The organism is Agromyces bauzanensis, assembly GCF_014645655.1.
GTDB lineage: Bacteria > Actinomycetota > Actinomycetes > Actinomycetales > Microbacteriaceae > Agromyces > Agromyces bauzanensis.
On sequence record NZ_BMMD01000089.1, the window covers coordinates 1 to 599 of the forward strand.

Annotated in this window: 1 protein-coding gene and 1 pseudogene; both read left to right on the forward strand. The window is 68.1% G+C overall.

Annotated features, from left to right (window positions below):
• Window positions 1-12: 12 nt before the first annotated feature.
• Window positions 13-177 (forward strand): annotated as a pseudogene (locus IEX31_RS19740) (Mu transposase domain-containing protein); the annotation flags it as partial.
• A 91-nt stretch (window positions 178-268) separates the two neighbouring features.
• On the forward strand, window positions 269-553 hold the full coding sequence (locus IEX31_RS18540) for a hypothetical protein (RefSeq protein ID WP_188744855.1): 285 nt from the start codon (window positions 269-271) through the stop codon (window positions 551-553).
• The last annotated feature ends 46 nt before the right edge of the window (window positions 554-599 follow it).

Consider the following 599-nt stretch of genomic DNA (forward strand, 5'->3'; position numbering starts at 1 on the left):
TCCCGGTTGAGCGTGTTCGAGGCGGAGGAGAAGCCGATACTGCGGCCGCTCCCCGCGGTCCCGTTCGAGATCTCCCGATGGCTCTACGGCCGCAAGGTCCAGCGCAACGGGCACGTGGTGTTCGAGAAGAACTTCTATTCCGTCCCCTACGCGAACATCGGCCGGAACGTCGACCTCCGCGTCACCGACACGACGTTGGAGGTGTTCGCCGGCGACCAGCGCCTCACCAGTCATCTCCTCGCCCCGATCGGGGNACACCACCACGATCGTGAACCGCATCTTCGAGTCGGTCCCCGTCGACGAGCAGGGCCTGGACGCCGCACTGGCAGTGCTGCGACTCACCCGCCGCTACTCCAACGCGCGCGTCGAGGCCGCCGCCGGCATCGCCCTCGCATCGCGGGTCCGCTCACCTCGCTACGCGCATCTGCGATCTATCCTCGACAGCCGTCAGGACGGACTCGGCAGCAGTGACGCCTGGTCAGCCCCCGGAACCCCGCCCGAACCGGCAGGCTACGTCCGCGGAGCCGACTACTACGCGGGAGGCGCCCGATGAGCCGGCTCGATTCGGAGACGAAGCGGAAGCTGCGAGAGATGGGCGT